This window comes from Myxococcus sp. AB025B, from assembly GCF_006518215.1.
Taxonomy (GTDB): Bacteria; Myxococcota; Myxococcia; order Myxococcales; family Myxococcaceae; genus Myxococcus; species Myxococcus fulvus.
Window position 1 is genome coordinate 1 of sequence record NZ_SRLW01000103.1, and the last position, 22,615, is coordinate 22,615.

General features: G+C 71.4%; 18 protein-coding genes. 12 read left to right on the forward strand and 6 right to left on the reverse strand.

The window, feature by feature from the left end; all coding sequences use genetic code 11:
* The first annotated feature begins 126 nt into the window (after positions 1 to 126).
* The gene (locus tag FL311_RS18780) at positions 127 to 987 is read left to right on the forward strand and encodes a YsnF/AvaK domain-containing protein (protein ID WP_141326695.1); all 861 of its coding nucleotides are present in this window, start codon (positions 127 to 129) and stop codon (positions 985 to 987) included.
* Between the two features lie 72 nt (positions 988 to 1,059).
* Here FL311_RS18780 and FL311_RS18785 read toward each other — a convergent pair whose 3' ends face one another.
* The 5 genes from FL311_RS18785 to FL311_RS18805 form a co-directional block, all read right to left on the reverse strand.
* Entirely contained in the window at positions 1,060 to 2,538 is a 1,479-nt protein-coding gene (locus FL311_RS18785) for a serine/threonine-protein kinase (protein ID WP_228556952.1), read from the reverse strand.
* Positions 2,539 to 2,681: 143 nt separating this feature from the next.
* Positions 2,682 to 2,981 (reverse strand): hypothetical protein, encoded by a 300-nt coding sequence (locus tag FL311_RS18790; RefSeq protein WP_223750717.1) that lies wholly within the window; start codon positions 2,979 to 2,981, stop codon positions 2,682 to 2,684.
* Between the two features lie 89 nt (positions 2,982 to 3,070).
* On the reverse strand, positions 3,071 to 4,894 hold the full coding sequence (gene dnaK, locus FL311_RS18795) for a molecular chaperone DnaK (RefSeq protein ID WP_141326698.1): 1,824 nt from the start codon (positions 4,892 to 4,894) through the stop codon (positions 3,071 to 3,073).
* A gap of 5 nt (positions 4,895 to 4,899) precedes the next feature.
* On the reverse strand, positions 4,900 to 5,802 hold the full coding sequence (gene grpE / locus FL311_RS18800) for a nucleotide exchange factor GrpE (RefSeq protein ID WP_141326700.1): 903 nt from the start codon (positions 5,800 to 5,802) through the stop codon (positions 4,900 to 4,902).
* A 96-nt stretch (positions 5,803 to 5,898) separates the two neighbouring features.
* On the reverse strand, positions 5,899 to 6,384 hold the full coding sequence (locus FL311_RS18805; RefSeq protein WP_141326702.1) for a transcriptional regulator: 486 nt from the start codon (positions 6,382 to 6,384) through the stop codon (positions 5,899 to 5,901).
* 202 nt (positions 6,385 to 6,586) lie between these two features.
* Here FL311_RS18805 and FL311_RS45165 point away from each other — a divergent pair, with 202 nt between their 5' ends.
* From FL311_RS45165 to FL311_RS46130, 11 genes are all read left to right on the forward strand, one after another.
* Positions 6,587 to 8,881, forward strand: coding sequence for a lamin tail domain-containing protein (locus FL311_RS45165; protein ID WP_228556950.1), 2,295 nt, complete (start codon positions 6,587 to 6,589; stop codon positions 8,879 to 8,881).
* 276 nt (positions 8,882 to 9,157) lie between these two features.
* Positions 9,158 to 10,009 (forward strand): polymorphic toxin type 50 domain-containing protein, encoded by an 852-nt coding sequence (locus tag FL311_RS45170; protein ID WP_228556951.1) that lies wholly within the window; start codon positions 9,158 to 9,160, stop codon positions 10,007 to 10,009.
* Positions 10,006 to 10,305: a hypothetical protein gene (locus FL311_RS18820; protein WP_141326704.1), complete on the forward strand. Its 300-nt coding sequence runs from the start codon at positions 10,006 to 10,008 to the stop codon at positions 10,303 to 10,305. Before FL311_RS45170 ends, FL311_RS18820 begins: the two co-directional genes overlap by 4 nt.
* 92 nt (positions 10,306 to 10,397) lie before the next feature.
* A complete protein-coding gene (locus FL311_RS18825; RefSeq protein WP_141326706.1) occupies positions 10,398 to 10,826 on the forward strand; it encodes an ADP-ribosylation/crystallin J1 in 429 nt (142 codons plus the stop codon).
* Between the two features lie 209 nt (positions 10,827 to 11,035).
* Entirely contained in the window at positions 11,036 to 11,731 is a 696-nt protein-coding gene (locus FL311_RS18830; RefSeq protein ID WP_141326708.1) for an RNA polymerase sigma factor, read from the forward strand.
* Positions 11,728 to 12,474 (forward strand): hypothetical protein, encoded by a 747-nt coding sequence (locus FL311_RS18835; protein WP_194869257.1) that lies wholly within the window; start codon positions 11,728 to 11,730, stop codon positions 12,472 to 12,474. The genes FL311_RS18830 and FL311_RS18835 overlap by 4 nt, the downstream gene beginning before the upstream one ends.
* Positions 12,471 to 14,201 carry a caspase family protein gene (locus FL311_RS18840; RefSeq protein ID WP_141326712.1) on the forward strand — a complete coding sequence of 577 codons (1,731 nt, stop codon included), beginning with the start codon at positions 12,471 to 12,473 and terminating at the stop codon, positions 14,199 to 14,201. The genes FL311_RS18835 and FL311_RS18840 overlap by 4 nt, the downstream gene beginning before the upstream one ends.
* 26 nt (positions 14,202 to 14,227) lie before the next feature.
* Positions 14,228 to 16,168, forward strand: a complete 1,941-nt coding sequence (locus FL311_RS18845) for a hypothetical protein (protein WP_141326714.1) — start codon at positions 14,228 to 14,230, stop codon at positions 16,166 to 16,168.
* A complete protein-coding gene (locus FL311_RS18850; protein WP_141326716.1) occupies positions 16,165 to 18,057 on the forward strand; it encodes a hypothetical protein in 1,893 nt (630 codons plus the stop codon). The genes FL311_RS18845 and FL311_RS18850 overlap by 4 nt, the downstream gene beginning before the upstream one ends.
* Before the next feature lie 249 nt (positions 18,058 to 18,306).
* Entirely contained in the window at positions 18,307 to 19,968 is a 1,662-nt protein-coding gene (locus tag FL311_RS18855; RefSeq protein WP_141326718.1) for an FAD-dependent oxidoreductase, read from the forward strand.
* Position 19,969: 1 nt separating this feature from the next.
* Positions 19,970 to 20,992, forward strand: coding sequence for a sensor histidine kinase (locus FL311_RS46130; protein ID WP_141326719.1), 1,023 nt, complete (start codon positions 19,970 to 19,972; stop codon positions 20,990 to 20,992).
* A gap of 3 nt (positions 20,993 to 20,995) precedes the next feature.
* On the opposite strand, the gene FL311_RS18865 is transcribed toward FL311_RS46130, so the two are convergent.
* Positions 20,996 to 22,543 carry an ATP-binding protein gene (locus tag FL311_RS18865; RefSeq protein WP_194869258.1) on the reverse strand — a complete coding sequence of 516 codons (1,548 nt, stop codon included), beginning with the start codon at positions 22,541 to 22,543 and terminating at the stop codon, positions 20,996 to 20,998.
* Positions 22,544 to 22,615 lie beyond the last annotated feature (72 nt).

Below are 22,615 nucleotides of genomic sequence, written 5' to 3' on the forward strand. Positions count from 1 at the left end.
GGCAGGGGTGCATCGGCGACCACGGGGGCGAGCCCTGAGCACGCATGTTGGCGAGACACTGTTCATCCGCGGACCCGCTCCCACCTTCCCGGTGATGCAGCAGGAGGCATTCAGGAGGAGCCAGCCATGCTCAAGAACAAGAAGGACGTACGCGAAGGGATGGTTGTCCGCAGCATCGACGACGAGAAGCTCGGCAAGGTCTTCGCCATCGGCGACGACGCGTTCCACATCGAGAGGGGCCTGTTCTTCCCCAAGGACTACCGGGTCTCCTTCACCGAGGTGAGCGAGATTCGCAACGGGGAGGTCATCCTCAACCGCGGCAAGGAGGCCCTGCAGCAGGTCTCCGAGGCGGAGCGCACCCGGAGCGGCGCGGACCTGGGCACCGCCGGCGCCATGGGGCTGGCGTCCGAGCGCACGGTGACGGAGACGCGCGTGCGGGAGACGGACCTGAACGCGGGCCGGGCCTCGGTGACGCCGCTGCCCACCACGGGCCTGAAGGAGGACGTCGGCTACCAGGCCAACATGAAGGCGGACACGGAGCTGCGGCGCGCCAAGACGGAGTGGAACGACAACCGTGACATCTCCATCCCCGTCCACCGGGAGCGGCTGAGCGTGGAGAAGCACGACATGCAGGCCGGCGAGCTGCGCGTGCACAAGGAGATCGTGGAGGAGGAGGAGGTGGTGAAGGTCCCCCTGCGCCACGAGCGGGTCCGCGTGGAGCGGCGGGCGGTGACGTCGGACACGCCGGTGACGGGCGCGTTCAAGGACGAGACCATCGTCGTCCCCCTGCACGCCGAGGAGGCGGAGGTCATCAAGCGCCAGGTGCTCGACGAGGAGGTCGTCATCCACAAGGACATCGTCGAGGAGGAGCGCCGCTTCACCGAGCGGGTGCGCCACGAGAACGTGGACATCCGCACCGAGGGCGAGGTCGACGCGCCGCGCACCCTCAACGCGACGTCCGACGACCCGTCGCTGCGCCGCTCCTGAGGCCTCGGTCGCGTGAAGTGAAGGCATGGCACCCGGCCACCGCTCCCCGACAGCACGGGGGCGGTGCCGGGGTCAGCGCGCGGCCTTCTTCTGGGGCTGGGGCGAGGGACGCGGGCGCGGCTCGGTGTCCACGTCCTCGAGGTCCTGCGCCACCGCGGGCGGTGACACGCCCAGGCGGCCCTGCTGCGCCTCGGTGCGGTCCAGCTGCTGCAGCTCGCGCAGCCGGTCCGGGAAGTGCCGGGCCATCAGCCGCGCCAGCTCCGCGTCCTTCACCGGCGTGAGGGCGTCCTGCAGCCGCTCCGCCATCTCCAGCGCGTCGGAGAAGCGCGCCGTGGGCGACTTGGCCAGGGCCATCTCCAGCACGTCCCACAGCGGCTGGGAGATGGAGTCCGGGCGCGTCAGCCGCTCGTCGCAGATGGCCTGCATGGAGCGCAGCTCGTCGCCCCGGTCGAACGCACGCTTGCCGGTGAGCGCCTCGTAGAGGATGAGCCCCATCGCGAACAAATCACTGCGCGCGTCCAGCCGCTGCCCCCGCGCCTGCTCCGGGGACATGTACAGGGGCTTGCCCTTCACGATGCCCGGCAGCGTCATGGTCCGCTGGGCGCGCGCCTTGGCCACCCCGAAGTCGAGAATCTTCACCCGCCCGTCGAAGCCCACCATCAGGTTGTGCGGGGACAAATCCCGGTGCACCAGGTGCAGCGGCTTGCCGTCCTCGCCCTTGAGCGCGTGCGCCGCCTGCAGGCCGTGCAGCGCCTGCACCACCACGGCCACCGCCTGCTCGGGCATCAGGGGCCCCCGGCGCGCGCGCAGGAGCCGGTCCAGGTCCACGCCCCGCACCAGCTCCATGGCGATGAAGTACGCCCCCTGCGCCTCGCCGAAGTCGTACACGTGCACCAGGTTGGGGTGCGCCAGCCGCAGGCCGATGCGCGCCTCGTCCAGGAACTGCTGGACGATGGCCGGGTCCGCCGTCAGGTGCGGGAGGATGCGCTTGAGGGCCACCAGCCGGCCCAGCCCCTCCGGGCCCCGGGCCCGCGCCACCAGCACCTGGGCCATGCCGCCGGTGCCCAGGGGCGTGAGGACCTCGTACTTGCCGATGCGCCCGCGCGGCACCGGCGTGTCGTCCATGGCCAGGTCGTCCAGCCGCTCCAGGGGGCCCTGCCCGTCCGTCAGCGCCAGGAAGGCCAGCACCGACGTGTCGAGCTGCTCGCCGATGGCCTCCACCAGCTTCATCACCAGCCCGCCGCCGTCCGGGAAGGCGCCCTCCACCGCGAGCCCCATCCCGCCCAGCTCCAGCGTGCCCAGCTTCAGTCGGGTGCAGAACAGCATCCGCCCGTTGGGCAGCCGGCGGGGGCCGCGCCACAGCGCCGCCTCGAACACGTCCGCGCCCAATTCGCCCAGCACCCGCGTCAGCACGGGCCCCCGGGTGCCGCGCAGGGACACGAAGCCCGCGGGCGCATGCACCATGCGCGCGCACTGCGTGAGGAAGACGTCCAGGCCCGCGTCCAGCGTCAGGCCGCGCTGGAGGCAGTCCTCCAGGATGTCGTCCGCCATCCGCTGCACGGCCACCAGCCCACGCAGGAACGCGACCTCTGTCTCCAAGGAAGGGAATTCCACCCCCCCATTACAACCTGGGAGGGATTCCCCGGGAAGTCAGGGACCGACAACAGCGTGCGTGGGTCAACGACACCCGCCGCCTAGACGCGCTCGCGGTCCTTCAGGGCCGTGGCGCCGGGCGGCAGGCGCTCGGAGGGACTGGTGGGGAGCACCACGCGGCGGTCCTCGATGAGGCCGTGGGCCTCCAGCACGCGCTCCAGGTAGGCCACGCGCTCGCGCAGCAGGGCGTTCTCCGGGTGGGAGCCCAGCTGGGCCTCGCGCAGGCGGATGAAGGCCTCCAGCACGGGCTTGAGCGAGAAGCGCAGCGTCAACCCCAACAGGGGGATGCCGCACGTCATCGCCACCACGAGCACCATGACGACGCCTTCGACTGGATCCATGACTGAGACCTCGGAACGGACAGGGGGAGACTGACTCTACGCCGGAAGGGTTCCGGCGATTGCATCCCCCCGCCCGTGAGGCGGGTGCTTCAGCTCGCCTGGCCCGTGTAGATGGCGTCGGCGATGCGGTAGGCGCTGCCCTCCAGGCGCTGGAAGGCCTCCTTGAGGGCGACCGGGTCGGAGGTGTTGAGCAGGCCCTTGAGCCGCTCCAGGTCCGACTTGATCTCCTCGCGGTCCTTCTCCGACAGGAGGCTGGCGTACTCCTCCAGGCTCTTCTCGGTGGTGTAGATGAGGCCGTCCGCGTTGTTGCGCAGCTCCGCCAGCTCCTTCTTCTTCTTGTCGTCGGCGGCGTGCGACTGGGCGTCGTTGATCATCGCCTGGATTTCGGCCTCTGACAGGCCGGAGTTGCTCACCACGCGCACCTGCTGGACCTTGCCGGTGCCCAGGTCCTTGGCGCTGACGTGCACGATGCCGTTGGCGTCGATGTCGAACGACACCTCAATCTGCGGCACGCCACGCGGCGCCGGCGGGATGCCCACCAGCTCGAAGCGGGCCAGCGTCTTGTTGTCCGCCGCCATCTCGCGCTCGCCCTGGAGCACGTGCACGCTCACCAGCGGCTGGTTGTCCACCGCGGTGGAGAACACCTGGCTCTTCTTGCAGGGGATGGTGGTGTTCTTGTCGATGATCTTCGTGAAGACGCCGCCGGCCGTCTCGACGCCCAGGGACAGCGGCGTCACGTCCAGCAGGAGGACGTCCTTCACCTCGCCCTTGAGCACGCCGCCCTGGATGGCCGCGCCCACGGCGACGACCTCATCCGGGTTGATGCCCTTGTGCGGCTCCTTGCCAAAGAACTCGCGCACCTTCTGCTGCACGCGGGGCATGCGCGTCATGCCGCCCACCAGGAGCACCTGGTTGACGTGCTGCGCGGTCAGGCCCGCGTCCTTGAGGGCGATCTTGCAGGGCTCGATGGTGCGGTCGATGAGGTCCGCGACCAGCGCCTCGAAGGTGGAGCGGTCCACCGTCTCCGTCAGGTGCTTGGGGCCGGAGGCATCCGCGGTGATGAACGGCAGGTTCACCTCCGTCTCGGGCGCGCTGGACAGCTCGTGCTTGGCGCGCTCGGCGGCCTCCTTCAGGCGCTGCAGCGCCATGCGGTCGCGGCGCAGGTCCAGGCCGTTGTTCTGCTCGGCGAAGCGCTTGGCCAGATAGTCGATGAGCCGCTGGTCGAAGTCCTCGCCGCCCAGGAACGTGTCGCCGTTGGTGCTCTTCACCTCGAAGACGCCGGCGGTCAGCTCCAGGATGGAGATATCGAACGTGCCGCCGCCCAAGTCGTAGACGGCCACGCGCTCGGTGCCGCCGTCCTTCACCTTGTCCAGGCCGTACGCGAGCGCCGCGGCGGTGGGCTCGTTGATGATGCGCAGGACGTTGAGGCCCGCGATGCGGCCGGCGTCCTTGGTGGCCTGACGCTGGCTGTCGTTGAAGTACGCGGGGACGGTGATGACCGCCTCGGTGACGGGCTCGCCGAGGTAGTCCTCCGCCGTCTGCTTCATCTTCATCAGGACGATGGCGGAGACCTCCGGCGGGCTGTGGCCCTTGCCGCGGATCTCCACCCACGCGTCGCCGTTGGGGCTCGCGGCCACCTTGAAGGCGCTCACGCCGATGGCCTTCTTGGCCTCCGGCGAGTCGAACTTCCGACCGATGAGCCGCTTCACGGCGAACACGGTGTTCTCCGGGTTGGTGATGGCCTGCCGCTTGGCAATCTGGCCCACCAGCCGCTCACCGGAGTCCGTGAAGCCCACCATGGAGGGCGTGGTGCGGCTGCCCTCGCTGTTGGGGATGACCACCGGCTCGCCGCCTTCCATGACGGCGACGCAGGAGTTGGTGGTCCCCAGGTCGATTCCAATCACCTTGCCCATGATGCTTACTGACTCCCCCCGGAAGTGCTGTCCGTGTGCTGCTCGGGTGCTTCGGCCCGCGGCTCGGCTTCCGCCGGAGGTGGGTCCTCGGCGGGCGCGGGGGTGGATGAGGCGGCGGCGTCCACGACGGGCGCGGCGACGGCCTCGGGCGCGCGCGCGACGACGACCATGGCCGGGCGCACCAGACGCTCGTTGAGGAAGAAGCCGCGCACCACCTCGTAGACCACGTGGCCCGCGGGCGTGTCGGCCGTCTCCACCTGCTGGATGGCCTCATGCATGCGCGGGTCGAACGGCTGGCCCCTGGCGCTGAAGGACTTCACGCCGTGGCGGCCGAGCGCGTCCTCGAAGGACTTGCGCGTCATGGCCACGCCCTTCTGGAAGCTCTCGATGTCGGGCGACTTGGTCGCGGCCTCGAGCGCGCGGTCCAGGTTGTCCATCACCGGGAGCAGGTCCTTGAGCAGCTTCTCCGAGCCGAAGCGCTGGACCTCCTCCTTCTCCTTCTGCGCGCGCTTGCGGTAGTTCTCCAGGTCCGCGGCGGCGCGGACCATGCGGTCCTGCGCTTCCTTGGCGCGCTCGTGCGCCTCGCGCAGCCGCTCCAGGGTCTCGCGACCCTTGGCCTGGCTGAACTCGACCTGCGCCTTGAGCGACTCCACCTCCTGACGCAGCTGCGCGACCTCTTCCGCGGTCGCGGAGGGCGCTGGGGAGTCCTGGGGAGGCACGGAATCCTCGGGGGCGACGGAGGCTGCCGCGTCCTCGGAAGCAGCGGCCTCGCGGGCCTCCACCTCGATGACGGTCACCTCTTCATCCTCCATGCGACGCTCGACGCTGCGGACCGCCGCGTCGATGACGTCCTGCCCGATTTCCGCCTGGATGCTGTCCTTTTCACTGGGGCCGGCCACGGCGCGCACTATCTCACGCGCCGCACACCGTTCCAACTGGCGGCAATGACTGACGGAACCGGAACCGGAAGTCCGGACCTGTCTGATTCAAGGCCGGGCGGAACTTCACGCTCCGGCGGTGGGCTTCTTCGCGCGGCCGACGGTCTTCTTGGAAGTTGGAGCGGCCTTCTTGGCGGCCGGGCGCCCGCTGGCCTTCTTGCGGCCGATGGACTTGGTGCCGGGGGCGGCCTTCTTCGCGGCCTTGGGTTCGGGCTTGGGGCGCGGGGCCTGGGGGGCCTCGGCGTCGGCGGCCCCGGAGTTCGCGGTGCCCGGCGCGCCCGGCTCGCCCTCCTCGGGACGGAAGGCGCGCTCCACGGCGCCCTCGACCTGGCGCACGGCGGTTTCAATCTTCTCCGCGGCGACCTTGGTGGTGCTGGCGGCCCAGGTGCGCAGCTGCACCAGGCCCTCCTTCACCTTGGCCTGCTTGTCCGGGTCCTTCACTTCCTTGAGGAGGCGCTGGGCCTCGCCGCGCAGGTCGTCGGTGGTGCGCTTGAGCTCGTCGCCGGTGCGCTTGAGGAACTCCATCAGGTGCTTGTCCCACTTCTCGGCCATTGCGCAGGTCCTCTCGTCCGGGCGGCGGCGCCCCCCGTGGGTTTCGCGGCCCTCGAATATGTCACGGACATCCCCCGGCGCCATTGCAGTTCCCCGAGGGGCCACGTCCCGCGAGCATCCCCCCACGGGATACGGCTAGAGTGTCTGATTCCATATAGGGGGAACGGCCGAGCCCCCACCGCTTCTCGGGGAGACCACCTTCATGTCCATCCAACGCGCGGTCGGGATGCTGCTCATCCTGACCTTCCTGGGCGCCTGCTCCGGCGGGGACGACCCGAACCCCGGCAGCGGCCCGAAGCTGCCCAACATCTCCGCGCTGACCGACACGACGGTGGGCGCGCCCTACGACACGCGGATCACCGCCACGGGCGGCACGGCGCCCCTGCGCTACGCGCTGAAGTCGGAGGTGCCCCCGGGCTTCTCGTTCTACTCGACGGACGGGCGGCTGACGGGCCCGGCGAGCGCCGCGGGGGACTACTCCCTCCAGGTCGGCGTGGTGGACGTGGAGAAGAGCGAGGACTCGCGGACGTACACCCTCAAGGTGTGGCCGGCGCCGGCGCTCGCGGGCGCGACGCTCACGGCGGCCGTGGCGGGCAATGGCTACACGTACACCTTCGCTGACGTGGGCGGCCGCCCCCCGGTGACGTTCTCCGTGGTGGAGGGCGCGCTGCCGGAGGGCCTGTCGCTGTCGCAGGACGGCGAGGTGACGGGCGTCGCGACGCTCGCGGGCACGACCAGCTTCACGGTGAAGGTGGAGGACGCCAGCGGCGTCAGCGCGCAGGCGCGCTACTCGCTGGAGGTGAAGCCGGGCACGGGCACGCCGGACGGAGGCGGGACGGATGGCGGCCCCTCGACGAGCTTCCCCCTGTCGGTGGGCAACTGGAACATCGAGTGGTTCGGCCACACGGGACAGGGGCCGACGGACGAGGCGCTCCAGCTGGCCAACGTGAAGACGGTGATTGCCGGCGCGGGCGTGGATGTCTGGGGACTGGCGGAGGTGGTCGACGCGGCGCACTTCGAGCAGCTCAAGGCGCAGCTTCCCGAGTACGACGGCTTCCTGGCCAGCGACCCGCTCGTGCCGTCCGGCTCCTTCTATTACGACGCGGACGAGCAGAAGCTGGGCATCCTCTACAAGAAGGGCCTGGTGCAGGTGCGCGAGGCGCGCATCGTGCTGGGTTCGAGCGACTACTACTTCGCGGGCCGGCCGCCGCTGCGGGTGGACCTGCGCGTCACCCGGTCCGGCACGAACGTGGACCTGTCCGTGCTGATGCTGCACATGAAGGCCACGAGCAACGGCACCGAGTCGGCGGACTACGAGCGGCGGCTCGAGGCGGGGCAGCTGCTCAAGGGCTACCTGGACGGCAGCATGCCCACGCAGCGGGTGATGGTGGTGGGCGACTGGAACGATGACGTGGACGTCTCCACCGTCAACAACCGCGACACGCCCTATCGGAACTTCGTGGACGACGCCGACAACTACCGCTTCGTCACCCAGGAGATGTCGGTGTCCGGCATCGGCTCCACGGTGAGCCGCAACACGTTCATCGACCACCAGCTGGTCAGCAACGAGATGCTGGAGGCCTACGTCCCGGGGTCCGCCGCGGTGCTGCGTCCGAGCATCACCCGCTATGGCACCACCACGTCCGACCACTACCCCATCATCAGCCGCTACAACTTCGGGCAGGTGACGGCGCGCACGCTGAAGGTCACCGCGCCCAACGGAGGCGAGGTGCTCACCGCGGGCAGCACGTTCGACATCACCTGGACGTCCTCGGGCGTGCAGAACGTGCGGCTGCAGTACTCGCTCGACAACGGCGTGGTGTGGAGCGACATCGCCACCTCCGTGGCCGCGGCCTCGGGCAGCTTCACGTGGACGGTGCCCTCGGCGGGCTCCTCCACCGCGCGGGTGCGCATCAACGACGCGGCGGACTCCACCCTGGCGGACATCAGCGATGCCCCCTTCACGCTCAACCGGCCCGTGCCCACGCTGTTCATCAACGAGTACCTGCCCCAGCCCCTGCCGCCGAGCGGGAGCACCACGCCGGACTACGACAAGATGTTCGTGGAGGTGCGCAACACCGGCACTGCCGCGGTGAACCTGGGCGGCTACTCGCTGCATGACGACGAGTCCCGGCGCGGCGACAAGCCCGCGCGCCACGTCTTCCCCGCGGGGACGATGCTGCAGCCGGGCGCCGTCTATACCGTGTACTCGGGCGCGTCGGCCGTGCCCGCGGGCACGCCGAACACCGCCGCGTCCAACGGTGGCGAGGGGCTGCGCTTCAACCGCGGCGTCAACGTGGGCAGCACCGGTGACACCGTCTATCTGGTCCGCCCGGATGGCCTCGAGCAGGACCACTCCACCTACGTCAACACCACGCTGGGCGTCTCCTACAACCGCAACCCGGACGGCACGGGCGCGGGCGAATGGGTGCTCCACGACACGCTGTCCTCCTCGCTCGCGTCCCCTGGGCGCCGCGTGGACGGCTCGGCCTTCTGAGCCGCGCTGAAGGCCACACGGGCGACGGGCTCTCGCAAGCCCGGACGCCCAGCATCGACAGCGGGAGCCTTCGACCTCGTCCGCGCCCCATCGGCGCGGGGTGGGTCGGAGCGCTCCCGCTTCAACATCGACCCAGGCGGGTCTTCCCATCCCACGATGGAAGTCTTTGAAAGGAATCAACGCAAGCCCCTGAATCGACTGGCCTTTCCCCAAGCGCAACTCAAGGTCAGGTGTGAGGGATAATCTCCTCAAAGCCAGTCGAGCCGGAGAAGACCGATGTCCCTCCCTCCCTTGTCCACGCGTCGTCCCCCCACGCCTGTCACCTCGCGAGAGGAGGCCCCGCGTGAGGCGCCCCGGACGGAGCCCGCCGGGTCGGCGAGCGCGCCTCGGGCGCAGCCTCCGGCGGAGTTCCGCGGCGTCTCCAGCTTCGACCCCGCTCCGGCGGGAGAGCGTCGGCAGGTCGCGCAGGCGGTGACGGGCGCCGCGCCGGGCGCTCCCGCCGAGGCGCCGCGCGCGAGCTGGGCCCAGCGGGTGGGCAGCTGGGCGGCGGACACGGCGCGGGGCTACGCCACGGGCGCCGCGAACCTCGTGCTGGACTCCGCCAGCCTGGTGAACGCCGGCGTCAACCGGGGCCTGGGGGCCGCCGGCATCGACTTCCGCTTCCGCACCGACCTGGCCATCCAGCCCCGCTCGCAGGCGGAGGCCGCCGCGCAGAACGCCGTGAGCCTCTCCTCGATGCTGCTGGGAGGCGTCGGGGCGGCCCGCGCCGCGGCGGGTGCCATCGCCCCCCGCGTGGGTGGAGCGGCGGCGGCCGCGGGCGTGGAGGGTGTGGCCGCGCCCGCCGCGGCGAGGGTGCTGCTGGAGGAGGCCAAGCAGGGCAAGCACATCGTCGGGCACCAGAACTACATCCCGGGCCGCAGCCCCTTCACGCACCCCAACCCGCAGGGCCTGCTGGACCGCTTCTCCGGCCAGGGCCAGCCCGTGGGTAACGTCGCGCGCGGTCAGCCGGGCTTCCGGGAGCGGGTGGACTTCGGCGAGGTCATCGGTCAGGTCAACGGCCAGCCGACGACGCGCGGAATCATCCACTACTCGAGTCAGGGCGCGCATATCGTCCCCGCCAATCCATGAGCACACCCAACCGAAGCAGCCTGGTCCATCTGTCGCTGCAGCGGGCGCTGCTGGGCGCCATTCCCTCCCGGCTGCGCGCCGTCACCGTCCGCTTCGATGACACCAGGCTGCACTTCGAGGCGTTCTTCGACGGCGCGATTCGCGACGAGGACCGCGAGACGATGTCCGAGGTGGAGACCGAGCTCATCGCGGACTTTCCCGACGACCACGAGATCTCCCACGAGTTGATCCGCCTGGACCCCCCGGCCCTGATTCCCAAGGACCGGGCGTGGGTGTACTACCGCCAGGAGCCGTAGCCCTCGGAAGCAGTCAGGGCGTCACGCCAGCCCGCGTCGACGGCACGCCAGGCCTGCCCGGCCTGGCCCTGCCCCTCCTCGAGGAGACGCCCATGGTGGAGACGCTCACGCTGTACCGCCCGGTGGGGCTGAAGGAGGCGCAGCTCGTCCGGGAGGTCGACGGCCGAGGCTTCCCTCCCCGGCTGCCGGACCAGCCCTTCTTCTACCCCGTGATGAACGTGGACTACGCCCGGCAGATTGCCCGGGACTGGAACGCGCCGGACGCGGGCAGTGGCCACGTGGGCTTCGTCACCGCCTTCGACGTGCAGGCCCCCTTCCTCGCCCGCTACCCCGTCCGCACCGTGGGGGCCAGGCTCCACCAGGAGCTGTGGGTCCCCGCCGAGGAGCTCGCGGAGTTCAACGCCCACCTCGTGGGCCCCATCCGCTTCCTCGAGGCCTGGTTCGGCCCGGACTACCAGGGCCCCGCCATCCCCTGGGTCCCCGCCGGCGACCCGCACACCGTCGCCCGCCCGGCGCGCTGAAGCCAGGGGCCCGGGCCCGTCCAGCCTGAAGTGCCGCCGGGAGGGAAAGCCCCCTCCTGGCAACTATTTCCGACCCGCCACGCAAGGAAATCGACCCCTCTTCGTTGAGGTGGACGACCCATTTCGAGGGCACGCTCCGTATCCTTTTTCGAGGATGACGGCTGGCCGGGCATTGGGCTCGGACTCGGCTCGCGTGGGTCGGAGACACCGTGCTGCCAGGCAATGACCGCTCCGTCCTGGAGTCCTTCCGCCGTGGGGACACCACCGTCCTCACCCAGGTGTACCGCGCCTATTCGCCGGAGGTGCTGCGCTACCTCTCGCGACGGTTCGCGGTGGGCGCGGAGGGAGGGGGCAGCCGCACCATCTCCCTGTCCGCGCTGGACCTGGACGCGGCCCACCAGGAGACGTTCGTGCGCGCGTTCCGCCCCAACATGCGACAGGCCTACGACGGGGTCCGCCCCTACCTGGGCTTCCTGCTGACGGTGGCGCGCTCCACGGCCATCGACCTGATGCGCGCGTCGGGGCGGGTGTCCCGGGAAGCGGTGTCCCTGGACGAGGCGCCGGAGCTCGGTCAGCTCCCCAACGAGGGACGCAGCCCGGAAGAGGAGGCGCTGGGCACCGAGGTGCGCGAGCTGGTGCGCCGCTTCCTGGAGTCCCAGCCCGAGGAGGCCCGCGCGCTCGCCCAGCTTCGCTTCGTGGACGGGCTGTCCCAGGAGAGCGCCGCCGAGCAGCTCCAGCTCACCCGCGGAGAGGTCCGGGTGCGCGAGCGGCGGCTGCGCACGCAGTTCACCGAGTACCTGAAGACCTCCGGCTGGTTGGAGACGGCGGCGGAGCCCGGGCGCATGGAGCTGGGTGTGCTCCTGGCGACCCTCGCCCTGTGCGCCATAGGGAGCATCCCATCATGAGGTGGTACGAGCGACACATCGACGCGGGACTGACGCGACAGGCCCAGGGTGAGCTGCCCTCGCCCCAGGCCGCCCGCCTGCTGCGCCATGCGCATCTGTGTCACCGATGTGGCCCGCTCTATGAACGCTGGGCCCGGGCGCAGCGCGCCCTGGAAGGCTCGCTGGAGGCGCCCTCCTCCGTGGAGCGGCACGCGCTGACGGAAGGCGGCCTGGAGGCCGCGCTCGCGGCGGCCGCGCCCCTGGAGGCGCCCGCGCGCTGGCCCTCGCTGACGGCCCTGGGCGGCGCGCTGGCGGCGGTGGTGCTCGCGGTGGTGCTCACGTCGCTGCCCCGGGACGAGTTCCGCTCGCGGGGCCTGGGCACGCCCCCACCCGGCGTCGCGCTGCGCATCTTCTGCGCCACGCCCGGCCAGCCGCTCAAGGAGCTCCACGCGAGCGAGGCCTGCCCCGCCGGCGCCATGCTCGCCTTCGCCGCCGGAGGACAGGCGCCCTACACCCACGTGGCCCTCCAGGTCCGCGGCACCCAGCGCGCGGAGCTGATGGCTGGGCCCTTCGTGCTGACGGGCACCCCGGGTCAGGAGGCACCGCTGGAGCTGACGGTGCCCCTGCCGGAGACGGTGGGCGAGGCGGAGGTGACCGCCGCGTTCGCCGGCAGCCCGTCCGCGGCCCTGGCGGCCTTGCGAGGGGAGGAGCAGGGGGGGGCAGTGGTGCTCAAGCAGACACTGAGGGTAGAGGAAGGTCCATGAACAAGCTGGGAGTGCTCCTCGGGGTCGCCGCGCTCTTCGCAGCCCGCGACGCCTCGGCGGATGCCCTGGTCCGACGTGCCCTCGTGATTGCCCACAACGGGAGCGACGACCCGTCGCTGCCCGCGCTGCGCTTCGCCGACGATGACGGCGTGCTGTGGGCGGAGACGCTGCAACGGCTGGGCGTGGAGACGACGCTGCTGGTGGACCCGGACGCGGCGACGCGCGCGGGGGGACGGCCCGTGCTCGCGGGCGCGCGGCCGCCCACGCCGGAAGAAGTGAAGCGCGAGGTGGCCCGGCTGCGCGCCGCCAGCCTGGCCGACGACGAGGCGGGCCGCGCCACGGACGTGCTCGTGGTGTACGTGGGCCACGGCAACACAGACGAGGCGGGCCGCGCCTACTTCACGCTGGCCGGGGGCCGGCTGGACAAGTCGAGCCTCTACGCGGACGTGGTGGACCCGCTCGCCGCCGACTACGTGCACCTCATCGTGGACGCGTGCCGCGCCTCGGGCGTGGTCGGCAGCCGCGGCGGGCAGACGGAGGCGGCGGTGCTGGCGGAGCTGCGCGGCATGCTCGCGCGCGAGCAGCTGGCCACGCGCCCCATGGTGGGCGCCGTGTTCGCGGAGAGCGACGACGGCGAGACGCACGAGTGGTCGCGCATCCGCGCCGGCGTCTTCAGCCACGTGGCGCGCTCGGGCCTGTTGGGCGCCGCCGACATCAACGGCGACGGGCAGGTGGAGTACAGCGAGCTGGGCGCCTTCGTGTCCGCGTCACTGCAGGGCGTCAAGGGCCTGCCCGCGCGGCTGAGCATCCACGCCTTCGCGCCCACCGGCGAGCCGCGCCGTCCGCTCGTGGGCGCCGCGCCCGCGGGCCCCAGCCTGGTGCTGAGCTCGAACTTCGGCCAGTCGCGCGTGTCCGTGGAGGACGCGGAGGGTCGGCGGCTCGCGGACGTGCGGCGCGCGGAGGACCAGTACGTGATGCTGCGGCTGCCCGAGCGCGACGTGTACTGGCTGCGCACCCCCACCAGCGAGGCGCGCATCACCCTGGCGGAGCTGAGCCAGGGGGTGCTGGACTTGAAGCCGCGCGAGCTCCAGGAGCGTGGCCCCGCCGAGGAGGCCCTGCGCCGGGGCCTGTTCGCGGTGCCGCTCGACAAGAACTTCTATGACCAGTACGTGGCCGCCGCGGGCCTGGTCCCCGTGGACTTCTCCCGCGCCTTCCCGCCGGCCGAGGGTGGCGGCTTCGTGCCCCGCCCGCTCGCGCTGACGGCCCCCCACCCGTTCTTCTCCGGCCTGGAGGTGGGGCTGGTGGGCCAGCAGGCGCCGCTGGGGCTCGACGCGTACGCCACCGGCCCCAGCCTGTCGTGGCGCAGCCAGGGCGACTCGAACTTCTATTACGGCGGGCGCGCCAGCTACACGGTGATGCCCAAGCGGTTCGAGAACGTGCGCACGCACCGCGCCACGGTGCTGGCGCTGGTGGGCACGCGCGATGTGCAGCACACCCCGCTGTTCCTGGAGGCCGGAGCGGGCTGGGGCATGCTCGGGGTGTCGTCGCCGAACAAGCGCATGGGAGACCTCACCGTCTCCACGGGCCACCTCGCGGCGGGGGCGGCGGGACGGCTCTTCGGCATGAACCTGCGGCTGGCCGCCACGGCCTCCGCGGACCGCGTCACGCTGGATGGCGACGACGCGTGGGACACGATGTTCGGTCTCGAGCTCGCGTTGCGACGCTGAAGCGCCGAGCGGCCTCAGGGGGCCTCATGATGCGACGTCTGGGAGTGACGCTGCTGGGCCTGCTGCTCGCCGGCTGCGACGGAATCAACCTGTCGCAGCTCACCTGGCGCTACCCGCCGCTGACCCGCTTCGAGGTCGAGCCTCCCGGAGGCCGGTGCCCGTTCGGTGGGGACCGGGTGCTCACCGGCATCGACCAGAACGAGGACGGGCTGCTGACCGGCACGGAGGTCATGTCGGAGCACTACGACTGCGACGGCCAGCCGCTGGACTGGGTGACGCAGGCGCGCCCCGTGGAGCCCACCGATTCGTGCCCCCTGGGCGGGGTGAGCACGCGCTCCGGACTGGACCAGAACCGCGACGGCGAGCTGAGCGACGCGGAGGTCACCCACGAGCGGCTCGACTGCACGGGCGTGTATCCGGTGAACGTCCGGGTGCGGGGCGTCGCGGAGGGATATCCCGCGTGCGAAGGGGAAGGCACGCTGGTGGAAGCGGGGCCCGACCTGGATGGCGACGGCCAGCTCGGGGCCATCGAGCGGAGGACCCTGGCGGTGCACTGTGGCGAAGCCCCCTCGCGAATCCTGGCGCGGCTGGAGAGCGAGCCCGTCGGGGCGCGCTGCGCGATGGGCGGCCACCGGGTGGACTCCGGAGCGGACCAGAACGCCGACGGCGTCCTCCAGGAGCAGGAGGTCACCCAGCGCAGGCGGGTGTGCCAGGGAGCGCCCATCCTCGACGGAGACCTCTTCGCGACCACCCCGGAGGACTTCGCGCTGCTCAAGACGCTCGTCCGCATCGAGGGCTCGCTCGTGCTCTTCCGCACACCGCTGGAGCAGCTCGTGCTGCCGCGGCTGGCGGAGATCTCCGGCGGGCTGGTGGTGACGGAGAACGCCGCGCTGACGCGCCTGGAGCTGGACGCGCTGCGCTTCGTGGGCAACGAGGTGCAGATCTTCGTCAACCTGGAGCTCACGGTGCTGCGCTTCGGCGCGGCGACGCAGCCCCAGCCGGTGTGGCTGGAGAACAGCCTCTCGGTCTGGAACAACCCCCGGCTGGAAAGCCTGGACGGGCTGCGCAGCGTGCGCGTCCGCCAGGACCTCTTCCTCGCCTACAACGACTCGGCGCAGAGCCTGGTGTCGTGGGACCTCACGGACCTGGGGGGGACGCTCTCCGTCGCCGACCACAAGAGCCTGAGCCGGCTGCCGTTCCAGAACCTCCGGACGGTGGGCGGCTCGCTCGCCATCCACAACAACCCGGTATTGACCACGATGAGCTTCCCCGAGCTGCTGGAGGTGGGGCAGTCCATCGACATCGGCAACAACGCCTCGCTCAGCCGCCTGTCGGGGCTGTCGTCCCTGCGCGCGGTCCATGACGTCTTCATGGTCAGCAACAACGAGTCCCTGCACTCCATCGACGCGATGCCGGGGCTCAACCACGTGGGCTCGCTGATGCTGATGAACAGCCCCCGGCTGGAGGCGTTCGACTTCACGAGCCTGCAGTCCATCCGCGGCCAGCTCGTGGTGGCCTACTGTCCGAAGCTGTCGAGCCTGGGCACCTTCCCGCGCCTGGAGTCGGTCGCCGACCTGGAGCTGCTGGACAACGCCGCGCTGTGGGATGTCTCGGGCCTGGACCGCGTCCGGAGCCTGCGCTCGCTCGTGGTGCGGGACAACGCCTCCCTGCAAGGCCTGGCGGGCCTGCGCAAGCTCCTGTCCGTGTCGGCCCTGACCATCCAGGACAACCCCCGGCTGCTGACGTTGGACCTGGACGGGCTGACGGAGGTCGGCGCCACGCTGACCATCCAGCGCAACCCGTCGCTGCCGTCATGTCTGGCGAACCAGTTGGCGGACCGCGCCCTCCGGGGCGGGACGCGCACGGTCCAGGACAACGACGAGCAGACGCCCTGCTCCGAGCCCCTGCTCCTCCCCGGAGAGCCGGTCGCGGCCCGCGTGGCCGCCGCTGGAGAAGACGCACCATGAGATGGACCTGGCTGGCCCTGCTGCCGCTCGCGGCGGGGTGTGACTCCCTGCGCATCCGCGACCTGATGGACCACCCGACGGCGCTCAGCCGGGAGGTGGTGGAGCTGCCCGGCGAGAGGTGTGAGCTGGGAGGCCGCGACGTGCTGGTGGGCACGGACGACAACCGCAACGGCGTGCTCGACGACGAGGAGGTCACGGGCTCGACACTCGTCTGCGCCATCGCCGAGACCCAGATGCGGGTGGAGCAGCAGCCGGTGCCTCCGGGCGAGCGGTGTCCAGGCGGAGGGTGGGTCACCCGCGCCGGCTACGACTTCAATCAGGACGGCGTGCTGGACACGCCCGAGGTCGCCCGCGAGGTGTACTCGTGCCGCGACATCGCCGAGGCCCAGCTGCTCACGCGCACGCGAGCGGCCACGCCGTCCTCCCGCGCCTGCATGGAGCCCACCTCGCTCACCTTCGTCGAGGCGGGTCACGACGAGGACGGCGACGGGGTGCTCGACGACGACGAGGTGCGCACCCGCCTGGAGGTCTGCGTGGAGGTCTCCCGCCTGCTCATCACGCGCGCCTGGGAGCCGACGTGCGCGGCCGGGGGCACCCGCGTCAGCGCGGGCATGGACCTGGACGCGGACGGGGTGCTCGACGACGAGGAGGTGCTCGCCTCGAATCCCATCTGCGAGGACCTGAACACGTTCGACGGCACCTTCGTCATCCGGGGGCCGGTGGACGTGGCCGTGCTGAAGGGCCTCTCCCGCATCCGGGGCAACCTGGAGGTGAGGACGGGCAACACGCCGGTCGCCGAACTCCGGCTCACCGCGCTGGAGGTCGTCGACGGCACGCTGTACGTGCAGGACAACGGGTCCCTCACGCGGCTGGAGCTCCCCGGGCTGCGGTTCATCGGCCAGGGGCTGAGCGTGCTGAACAACGCCGCGCTGGAGACGGTGACGGTGGGCGGCGCGACGGGACAGTCCTCCTGGGTGGGCACCCACCTGGAGGTGGCGCACAACCCCCGCCTCCAGAGCCTGGACGGGCTCCAGTCCGTGGTGCCGCGAGGCGGCGTCGTCATCGAGGACAACGAGCGGCTCGCCCACACCTCCGAGGGCCTGGGCCTGCGCGCCATCCAGACGCTGACGGGCACGCTGCGCATCAAGGACAACCCCGCGCTGGCGCTGCTGCCGCTGCCGAACCTGACGAGCGTGGCGCAGAGCGTGCTCATCGAGAACAACGCCCGCCTCACCACCCTGGAGGGCACGCGGCTGGAGCACATCGGCAAGAACCTGGAGGTGACGAACAACCCCGCGCTGCGCACGCTGACGGGGCTGGGGGCGCTGCACACCATCGGGGTGACGCTGGAGGTCCGGCTCAACGCGGCGCTCGTCGACAGCAACGGGCTGGGCTCGCTCGCGCAGGTGGAGAGCATCTTCTTCTCGCGCAACGACGCGCTGGCGTGGTGGGGGAACATGCCCCGGCTGCAGGGCCTGCGAGGCACCCTCTCGCTGGAGGCGCACGCGCGCCTGGTGGACGTGCGCGGCATGGAGTCGCTGCGGATGCTGTCGTGGCTGAGCCTCTACAACAACCCGTCGCTGACGACGCTGACGGGGCTCGCGGGCGTGGAGCGGCTGACGGGGCTGGCCTCGGAGCAGAACGGCGCGCTGACCAGCCTCGCGGACCTCAAGGGTCTGCGCACCCTGGAGTCGCTGATGCTGCTGGACAACCCCCTCCTGACGGAGCTGGGGCTGCCCGCGGTGCAGCAGGTGTCGCGGTACTTCTCCATCCAGCGCAATCCCCAGCTCCCCACGTGCCGGGTGAGGGCCTTCGGCGAGCGCGTCTACACCGGTCCGGGGAACGTCTACCTGGTGGCGGGCAACAACGACGCGGCCACCTGTCCCTGAAGGCGAGGGCTCCTTCGTGGTGCGCGACAACCCCGACGGTCCCGATGCCACGTCGCCGCGAGAGCGGACGCCGTCTTCACCGGCCCCGAGGACGAGCGCTCCATCCTTGGCCACGTCACGACGGCGGTGTGCACGGCCCCTTGAATCCCCCGCGCTGACGCCCGCCCCCCGAGCGCGCCACGGGTCGCCCGTCCCGTCGCCTGGGGCATGAAGCCGCGCCGATGCGCTCCTTCCCGGAGGAGCGTGCGCATGGCCAAGCCCGTCATCCTCGCGGTGGACGACGACACGGAGGTGCTTCGCGCGGTGGAGCGCGACTTGCGGCGCCAGTACGGCCGCGAGTACCGGGTGCTCAGCGCGGACCGCGGAGAGTCCGCGCTGGAGACGGTGCGCCAGCTGCGGCTGCGGGGTGACCCGGTGGCGCTCTTCCTCGTGGACCAGCGCATGCCGGGCATGTCCGGCGTGGAGTTCCTGGAGCAGGCGAAGACGCTCTACGACGAGGCCCGGCGCGTGCTGCTCACCGCGTACGCGGACACGCAGGCGGCCATCCACGCCATCAACGAGGTGCGGCTGGACCACTACCTGCTCAAGCCGTGGGAGCCGCCCGAGGAGCGCCTGTATCCGGTGCTGACGGACCTGCTGGAGGAGTGGTGGGCGCACCACCCTCCGACGTTCGAGGGCCTCCGCGTGCTGGGCAACCGCTGGGCCCCCCGCTCACATGCGCTGCGCGACTTCCTGGGCAGCAACCAGGTGCCCTACCAGTGGCTCGACGTGGAGGCCAGCGACGAGGGCCGCCTGCTGCTCGCGCAGGCCGGAGGCGCCGCCGTGGAGAAGCTGCCGCTGGTGCTCTTCCCGGACGGCACGCGGCTGATGGGCCCGTCCACGCTGGAGGTCGCGGAGCGCATCGGCCTGAAGGTGCGCGCCACCAAGCCCTTCTACGACCTGGTCATCATCGGCGGAGGCCCCGCGGGGCTGGCGGCCGCGGTGTATGGCGCGTCCGAGGGGCTGGGCACCGTCATGGTGGAGCGCAGCGCGCCGGGAGGCCAGGCGGGCACCAGCTCGCGCATCGAGAACTACCTGGGCTTCCCCGCGGGGCTGAGCGGCTCGGACCTGGCGCGGCGCGCGGTGGCGCAGGCCGCGCGCTTCGGGGTGGAGATACTGACGCCGCAGGAGGTGAGCCACCTGCGCGTGGAGGACCCGTACCGCATCGTCACGCTCGCGGACGGCACGGAGCTCAGCTGCCACGCGCTGCTGCTCGCCATGGGCGTGCAGTGGAAGAAGCTCTCCACGCCCGGCATGGAGGCGCTCACCGGGGCGGGCGTCTACTACGGCTCGTCGCGCACGGAGGCGCTGTCGTGCAAGGACGAGGAGGTCTACATCATCGGCGGCGCCAACTCCGCCGGACAGGCCGCGCTCTACTTCGCGCAGTTCGCCCGTCGGGTGACGCTGGTGGTGCGCGGGGACTCGCTGGAGAAGGGCATGTCCCATTATCTGGTCGAGCAGGTGCGCTCGCTCGCCAACGTCACGGTGCTGCTCGACACGGAGGTGACGCGCGTGGAGGGCGGCGCGCATCTGGAGTCCGTCACGCTCGCCACGCGGGGACAGCCCGAGCGCACCGTGCCGGCGAGCACGCTGTTCGTGATGATTGGCGCGGTGCCGAGGACGGAGTGGCTGGACGGGTTGGTGGCGCGTGACGAGCGCGGCTACATCCTCACCGGCCCGGACCTGATGCCGGCCGGGCAGCGGCCCAAGGGGTGGAAGCCGGAGCGGGCGCCCTTCCTGCTGGAGACGAGCGTGCCGGGCATCTTCGCCGCGGGTGACGTGCGCCACGCCTCCATCAAGCGCGTGGCCTCCGGCGTGGGCGAGGGCTCCATCGCCATCTCCTTCATCCACCAGTACCTGAGCGAGGTGTGACGTGTCCGTGGACCCGAAGCAGCCCCAGGAGCGACTGCGCTGCCTGGAGCACACCGTGCTGCGACAGGAGAAGCTGGCCGCGCTGGGGCGACACGCGGCGGGGCTCGCGCACGAGATGAACAACCCGGCCTCCGCGGGCCGCCGCGCCACCGAGCAGCTCACCCAGGCCATGGACGCGCAGGAGGACCTGTCCGTCGCGTTGGACCAGTGGCGACTGACGCAGGCCCAGCGCCAGCTGCTGCTGCGCACCTGCCGGCAGAGCCAGGGCCGGGGCGCGACCCGCGACCTGGACCCGCTCACGCGCGGCGACGCCGAGGACGCGCTGGCCACGTGGATGGACGCGAGGGGCGTGGTGAACGCGTGGGATTTGTCCCCCACGTTGCTGGACGCGGGCATCGGCGAGGCGCAGCTGGAGCCGCTCACCCAGGCCCTGCCCGCCGAGGCACTGCCGGACGCGCTCGCGTGGCTGGAGGCCCTGGTGCGCACGCGCGCGCTGCTGGCGGAGGTGCGGCAGAGCACCACGCGGCTGGCGGAGCTGGCGGGCGCGGTGAAGTCCTATACCCACGCGGGCAAGGAGCAGCCCGAGCCCGTGGACGTGCACGAGGGGCTGGAGAACACGCTGCTCCTGCTCAACTACAAGCTGAAGCACGGCGTCGAGGTGAAGCGCGAGTACGACCGGAGCCTCCCGCGCGTGCAGGCGCTGCCCGGGATGCTGAACCACGTGTGGACGAACCTGGTCGACAACGCCATCGACGCCATGGGCGGCAAGGGCCACCTCACGGTGCGCACCGCGAAGGACCAGGACGCCCTCCTCGTCGAGGTGGTCGACGACGGGCCCGGTGTGCCGCCCGAGCTGCTCGAGCGCATCTGGGAGCCCTTCTTCACCACCAAGCCCATGGGCCAGGGCACCGGGCTGGGCCTGGACATCATCCGCCGCGTCGTCGTGGACCGGCACCACGGCGACGTGCGCGTGGAGTCGAGGCCGGGCCGCACCGTCTTCCAGATTCGACTGCCCCTGAAGTGAGGCTCATGCGCCGCGCAGCTCCTCGGGCTCCGGACGCTGACGCGGTGAGGGCGCGCGCGGACGCGCGGGCTCGGGGATGAAGGCACCGTCGAGCTCGAAGGGCAGACGGACCTGGAAGCACGTCTCGCCGGGGCGCGAGGTGACGATGACCTCGCCCTGGTGGAGCAGGGACACCACGCGGTGGGTGATGCTCAGCCCCAGGCCCGTGCCCTCGCCCACGCCCTTCGTGGTGAAGAACGGGTCGAAGATGCGCGGCAGCACCTCGGGCGGAATGCCGGGCCCGTCGTCCACCACCTCGACCACCACGTGGTCCGTGTCCCGGTGGGTGCGCAGCCGCAGCGTGCCGCCACCGTTCTCCTTGATGGCGTCAGTCGCGTTCTCGATGAGGCTGGTCCACACCTGGTTGAGCTCCGTGCCGTACGCGGTGATGGGCGGCAGGCTCCGGTCGTACTCGCGCACCACGTGGACGCCGCGCAGCCGGTGGCCCAGCACCGCCAGCGTGCTCTCCAGGCCGTCATGGACATCCACGCGCTGCAGCGGAGCCTCGTCCAGGTACGTGTACGCGCGGGCCGCGTTCACCAGCGAGGCGATGCGGCCTCCCGCCTGCCCCACCTCGTCGAGCAGCACGGAGATGCCCCGCGTGGCGGCCACCCAGCGCAGCGTGCCCTTCAGCACCTCGCCCGACAGCGACGCCAGCTCGCGCTCCAGTTGCTCGAGCGACAGCCCCGACTCCACCAGGTCCGGCGCCATCACCCAGGCCTCCTCCACGCCACGCGCGTCCAACCAGCGCGCGAGCGCGTCCTCCGCGTCCCCCTTGTCCAGCGGGTTGAGCGTCTCGGACGCCACCGAGCCGCGCGCCTCCAGCGCGCGCACCTGGGGCTCGGACAGCGTGCGGCAATCCAGGGACAGGGCCAGCGAGGGCAGCTCGCGCAGACGGTCGCCGAGCGCGCGCACGCCGCGCATCACGGCGGACACGGGGTTGTTGAGCTCATGCGCCAGCCCCGCCGCGAGCGTGCCGAGTGACGCGAGCTTCTCCTGCTGGAGCGAGATGGACTGGAGCGCCTTCATGCGCTCGGCCATCTTGCTCAGGATGCGCTGGTTCGCCGTGGGACAGTCCGCGAGCATCCGCCAGAAGGACGGGTGCGACAGCCGCAGGAGCCGGCAGTGCGTGAGCGCTCGGCTGCTGGCGAGGAAGCACTGGCCGAGCAGCAGCGGCACCTCGCCGAAGAAGTCGCCCGCGCGGAACACGGAGATGAGCGTCTCCACGCCGCCCACGGTCTTGGTGATGCGAAGCTCGCCCTCGAGGATGAGGTAGAAGGAGGCGGGCTCGCCCTCGTGGCCCAGCCACTCCTGGGGTTGGAGCTCCAGGTGGGTGGACTCGGCGCGCAGGCGCTCGGCCTCCTCCGCGTCCACTTCCGAGAAGAGGGTGCTGCTTCGCAGCTCCGCGAGGAAGCGCTCCGCCGCGTCTCCGTCCTCCGCGCTCGCCAGGGTGGGACGCGGCACCGGAGCTGGGGCGTCGGGGCGTGGCGGGGGAGCGACATGCGGCTCCATGCGGAAGCTCCTTTTCGACGGGGTTCCCCCGAACAGTGCGCCCCGCCCTGCGTGCCCGCCGTCGTCCGCGCT

Excerpts from the sequence above, each read along its gene's own strand:
- FL311_RS45170 (WP_228556951.1), top strand. The coding sequence starts at position 9,158 with ATGTCCCTCCCTCCCTTGTCCACGCGTCGTCCCCCCACGCCTGTCACC.
- FL311_RS18845 (WP_141326714.1), top strand. The coding sequence starts at position 14,228 with ATGATGCGACGTCTGGGAGTGACGCTGCTGGGCCTGCTGCTCGCCGGC.
- FL311_RS18865 (WP_194869258.1), bottom strand. The coding sequence starts at position 22,543 with ATGGAGCCGCATGTCGCTCCCCCGCCACGCCCCGACGCCCCAGCTCCG.
- FL311_RS18855 (WP_141326718.1), top strand. The coding sequence starts at position 18,307 with ATGGCCAAGCCCGTCATCCTCGCGGTGGACGACGACACGGAGGTGCTT.
- FL311_RS18825 (WP_141326706.1), top strand. The coding sequence starts at position 10,398 with ATGGTGGAGACGCTCACGCTGTACCGCCCGGTGGGGCTGAAGGAGGCG.
- FL311_RS18780 (WP_141326695.1), top strand. The coding sequence starts at position 127 with ATGCTCAAGAACAAGAAGGACGTACGCGAAGGGATGGTTGTCCGCAGC.
- FL311_RS18835 (WP_194869257.1), top strand. The coding sequence starts at position 11,728 with ATGAGGTGGTACGAGCGACACATCGACGCGGGACTGACGCGACAGGCC.
- FL311_RS45165 (WP_228556950.1), top strand. The coding sequence starts at position 6,587 with ATGTCCATCCAACGCGCGGTCGGGATGCTGCTCATCCTGACCTTCCTG.
- FL311_RS18840 (WP_141326712.1), top strand. The coding sequence starts at position 12,471 with ATGAACAAGCTGGGAGTGCTCCTCGGGGTCGCCGCGCTCTTCGCAGCC.
- dnaK (WP_141326698.1), bottom strand. The coding sequence starts at position 4,894 with ATGGGCAAGGTGATTGGAATCGACCTGGGGACCACCAACTCCTGCGTC.
- FL311_RS18850 (WP_141326716.1), top strand. The coding sequence starts at position 16,165 with ATGAGATGGACCTGGCTGGCCCTGCTGCCGCTCGCGGCGGGGTGTGAC.
- FL311_RS18790 (WP_223750717.1), bottom strand. The coding sequence starts at position 2,981 with ATGGATCCAGTCGAAGGCGTCGTCATGGTGCTCGTGGTGGCGATGACG.
- FL311_RS18785 (WP_228556952.1), bottom strand. The coding sequence starts at position 2,538 with ATGGCGGACGACATCCTGGAGGACTGCCTCCAGCGCGGCCTGACGCTG.
- FL311_RS18805 (WP_141326702.1), bottom strand. The coding sequence starts at position 6,384 with ATGGCCGAGAAGTGGGACAAGCACCTGATGGAGTTCCTCAAGCGCACC.
- FL311_RS18820 (WP_141326704.1), top strand. The coding sequence starts at position 10,006 with ATGAGCACACCCAACCGAAGCAGCCTGGTCCATCTGTCGCTGCAGCGG.